The sequence below is a fragment of the Hominilimicola sp. genome (genome assembly GCF_046972485.1).
In the GTDB taxonomy this organism is placed as follows: Bacteria; Bacillota; Clostridia; order UBA1381; family UBA1381; genus Hominilimicola; species Hominilimicola fabiformis.
In genome coordinates, this window is the sequence record NZ_JBKVWU010000151.1 from 1 (window position 1) to 4,620 (window position 4,620).

The following is a 4,620-nucleotide window of genomic DNA, read 5'->3' on the forward strand; positions in this document are numbered from 1 at the left end:
CAAGAGAAGACGGCAATTACGAAGAAAAGCCGGCGAAAAAGCCTGCCAAGAAAACAGAAGAAAAGGCTGAAAAACCTGCTAAGAAAGAAGAAAAGAAAGCAGAAGAAAAACCTGTTAAAGAAGTTAAAAAGACTGAAGAAAAAACAGAGGTAAAAGCCGAAGTTAAGACTGAAACAAAGGCTGAAAAGAAAGAAGAAAAGCAAAAGCAAGAAAAGCATAAGAAAGTTGCAAAGAAACAGTCGGGTCAAAGAATTGACTTGAGCAATATCGACCATACCAATACGGAAGAAGAGTATGTTGTAAAGACAGAGGAAAAGAAACGTTATGTTGATACCCGTCAATCAACTGTTGAACTTGATACAATAGAATCCCGTGAACGTATTGAAGATATGGTTCCTGATAATATCAAGATGGATAAAAAGGGCGGTAAAGCTAAGAATAAAAAGGGCGGCAAAAACCGTCGTGAAAAGGAAAAGAACCAACAGCCTAAAAAGGAAATAAAGGCTAAGGTTATAACAGAGGTTGAAATCCCTGAAACAATTACAGTCGGTGAATTTGCGTCTAAGATGGGTAAGACATCGGCAGAAGTTGTTAAAAAACTTATGATGCTTGGAGTTATGGCATCACAAAACCAAGCTATCGACTTTGAAACAGCACAGCTTATCGGTGACGATTTCGGTATTGAAGTTAAACAGGAAGTTGTTCTTACAAAAGAAGATATGCTTATGATTGAAACCGAGGAAGAAGATAAGCCGGAAGATCTTGTTCCGCGTCCTCCTGTAGTTGTTGTAATGGGTCACGTTGACCACGGTAAGACATCACTTCTTGACGCAATCCGTGATACAAGCGTAACAGATACAGAGGCTGGCGGTATTACACAGCATATCGGTGCTTACAGCGTTAAACTAAACGACAGACTTATAACATTCCTTGATACACCGGGTCACGAAGCATTTACAACAATGCGTGCGAGAGGTGCACAGGTAACTGACGTTGCAATACTTGTTGTTGCGGCTGATGACGGTATTATGCCACAGACAATCGAGGCTATTAACCATGCAAAAGCGGCAGGTGTTACAATCGTTGTTGCAATTAATAAGATTGATAAAGACGGTGCTAACCCTGAAAGAGTTAAGCAAATGCTTGTCGAGTACGATCTTGTACCTGAAGAATGGGGCGGAGATACTGTCTGCGTTGAAATTTCGGCTAAAAAGAGAATTAACATTGACGGACTTTTGGAAATGGTACTTCTTGTTGCAGATATGCAGGAGCTAAAGGCTAACCCTAACAGAGATGCACAAGGTACTGTAATCGAGGCTGAAATCGATAAGGGCAGAGGTCCTGTTGCGACTGTTCTTGTACAGAACGGTACACTTAAAGTCGGTGATTTTGTAATTGCCGGAACAGCTGTCGGCAGAGTTCGTGCGATGGTAAACGATAAGGGCAGACGTGTTAAGACTGCACCGCCGTCAACACCGGTTGAAATTCTTGGCTTGTCGGAGACACCGTCGGGCGGCGACACATTTATGGTCGTTGAAAACGAAAAACTTGCACGTGACGTTGCTGAACAGAGAAAACAGGAACTTCAAGAAAATAAATTTAATCAAGTTGTTAAAGTATCGCTTGATAACTTGTTCAGCCAGATTGACGAGGGTAACATGAAAGAGCTTGACGTTATCATCAAGGCTGACGTACAAGGTAGCGTTGAGGCTGTTAAACAGTCACTTGAAAAATTGTCTAACGATGAAGTCAGAGTAAGAGCAATTCACGGCGGTGTAGGTGCGATTAACGAATCTGACGTAATGCTTGCAAATGCGTCAAATGCTATCATTGTCGGCTTTAACGTAAGACCTGACGCAGGTGCACTTGCGTCGGCTGAACAGAATGAAGTTGATATAAGACTTTACAGAGTTATTTATCAGGCAATCGAAGAAATCGAGGCTGCTATGAAAGGTATGCTTGACCCTGAATTTAAGGAAGTCGTTATCGGTTATGCGGAAGTACGTCAGACATTTAAGGTGTCAAACGTGGGTACTATCGCAGGTTGTTATGTAACACAAGGCAAAATTCAGCGTAATGCTGAAATTCGTATCGTTCGTAACGGTATCATTGTTCACGAGGGTACTATAAATTCTCTAAAGAGATTTAAAGATGACGCAAAAGAAGTTGCGGAAAACTTTGAATGTGGTATCGGTGTTGAAAACTTCAACGATATTAAAGAGGGCGATATTATCGAATGTTTTGTTATGGAAGAAATAGAAAGATAGTTATTGGCTGAAATTCAGCCATTCATCAGAGAGGAATAAATATGGCAAGAATTGATAAAATCAATGAAGAAGTTAAGCGTGAACTTGCAAATATAATTCGTGAATTAAAAGATACGCGTATTCCGCTTATGACGAGCGTTGTTACTGTAAATGTGACAAACGATTTGAGATATGCAAAGGCATATATTTCCGTTATGGGCGATGAAGAAACGAAGAAAAAAGCTATGCAGGGCTTAAAGAGTGCCGCCGGCTTTATAAGACGTGAATTGGGTAAACGAATTGATTTAAGATATACGCCGGAATTTGTGTTTGAACTTGATGATTCAATCGAGCATGGTGCAAATATCGAAAGACTTCTTAATAATATAAACAAGAAATAAAGGGGATTAGTTATGCAGGCTGTTATTGATGAGATAATGGAGGCAAAATCCGTAGCAGTGCTTACTCATTTGAATGAGGATCCGGATACAATCGGCTCATGCTTTGCATTTGCAAAGGTTATGAGAAAGTTGGGTAAAGAGGCGACCGTATATGTAAACGGCAGAATTGAGTCAAGATTGGCATTTATAGGTGATGATTATGTTTTGTATCAAGAGGGTATGAAACATAATCACGACCTTTGCGCGTGCATTGACTGCGGTGATTTGGGACGTATAGCAGAGAGAAAGTCCCTCTTTGAAGAAATAAATAATTCAATAAATATTGACCATCACTTAACAAACACTAATTTTGCCGATGCAAATTATGTTGACGGTAAAGCGGCTGCGGCAGGTGAAATTTTGTATGCTTTGTTTGAAAAAATGGGCATTGAATTGGATAATGATATTGCCAAGGATTTATATACGGCAATATGCTCCGATACGGGTTGCTTTAAGTACAGTAACGTTACGCCTAAAACAATGCGTACGGCGGCAAACCTTTTGGAATATGATTTTGACCATGCGGAAGTGGCAAGACTGCTTTTTGACAGTGAGTCGCTTGCGGCGGCGAAATTAAAAGCAGAAATTACCGAAAATATCAAGGAATATGCAGACGGTAAAATTAAAGCGGTAATTACCGATGAAAAAATCGGTGCAAAGTATGGAATGGGTAAGGAAGATATTCCGAATTTGGTTGATATTCCGAGAAGAATTGAGGGTACTGAAATTGCGGTTTGCATAAAACGTACAAACAACGGTTTCAGACTTAATTTGCGTTCAAACGGTAAAGCCGACGTTGCGGAAGTTGCAATGAAGTTCGGCGGCGGCGGTCATATTAAAGCGGCAGGTGCGACTTTGGATTTCGATTCAACCGAAAAAGCCGAAAGGGCTGTTATCGACGCTTGCAAAAGAGCTTTGGATAAAATAATTTAACGGAGATTATAATGAACGGTATAATTATAATAGATAAGCCTTTGGGACGTACTTCGCATGATATGGTTTATGTTATGCGTAAGATGACGGGTATAAAAAAGGTTGGACATACGGGAACGCTTGACCCTGAGGCAACTGGCGTACTGCCTGTTTGTATCGGCTCTGCAACAAAGGTTGCGGATATGCTTACTTTGTCGGACAAGTGTTACAGAGCTGAGCTTGTGCTTGGTATGACGACCGATACGCAGGACGCTGACGGTGAAGTGCTTACGGAGTGTGAAGTGACTTGCAGTGAAGATGAAATCAGACAAGCTATAATGAGCTTTGTCGGTGAAATCGAGCAGATACCGCCTATGTATTCTGCGATAAAGCAAAACGGCAAGAAACTTTACGAACTTGCAAGAAAAGGTATCGAAGTTGAGAGGAAAAGCCGTAAGGTGACGATAAATTCTATTGATATACTTGAAATTAACGGCGAACGTGTGACTATTGACGTTTCGTGTTCAAAAGGTACATATATCAGAACACTTTGCGAGGATATAGGTATAAAACTGCACGTCGGTGCGTATATGAACACATTAAGACGTACAAAAACAGGACCGTTTACGATAGAAGAAAGCCACACTCTAAAGGAAATCGAAACATTGAAAAACAACGGCGAGCTTGAAAAAATCATAATTCCCGTTGACAGAATGTTTGAGGAATATCCTAAAATTAAACTTAACCCAAAGCAAGTTAAAAGCGTTACGAACGGTGTACAGATGACGTACAGCGGTAAAGAGGAACAATCTTACCGCGTGTATGACGAAAAAAATAAATTTTTGTGTATATCAAAGATTACAGACGGCAAATTAAAACTTGAAAAATCTTTCTGGAATTAAGGGGGCGATATAAATGAAGATATTCCGTGATAAAACAGATTACGATGGTACGGTTGTTGCACTCGGAAATTTTGACGGACTTCATATCGCTCATATGACGATTATCAGAAACGGTATTAA

At 40.3% G+C, this 4,620-nt stretch carries 5 protein-coding genes; all 5 read left to right on the forward strand.

What is annotated here, in order from left to right:
* On the forward strand, positions 1-2,267 hold a 2,267-nt coding region (gene infB, locus ACLTU0_RS10825), incomplete at its 5' end, for a translation initiation factor IF-2 (protein WP_412322441.1).
* Between the two features lie 41 nt (positions 2,268-2,308).
* Entirely contained in the window at positions 2,309-2,647 is a 339-nt protein-coding gene (rbfA, locus tag ACLTU0_RS10830; protein ID WP_022230145.1) for a 30S ribosome-binding factor RbfA, read from the forward strand.
* A 12-nt stretch (positions 2,648-2,659) separates the two neighbouring features.
* Positions 2,660-3,619 carry a DHH family phosphoesterase gene (locus tag ACLTU0_RS10835; RefSeq protein WP_412322442.1) on the forward strand — a complete coding sequence of 320 codons (960 nt, stop codon included), beginning with the start codon at positions 2,660-2,662 and terminating at the stop codon, positions 3,617-3,619.
* Between the two features lie 11 nt (positions 3,620-3,630).
* A complete protein-coding gene (gene truB, locus ACLTU0_RS10840; RefSeq protein WP_412322444.1) occupies positions 3,631-4,500 on the forward strand; it encodes a tRNA pseudouridine(55) synthase TruB in 870 nt (289 codons plus the stop codon).
* A 13-nt stretch (positions 4,501-4,513) separates the two neighbouring features.
* On the forward strand, positions 4,514-4,620 hold a 107-nt coding region (locus ACLTU0_RS10845), incomplete at its 3' end, for a hypothetical protein (RefSeq protein ID WP_412322446.1).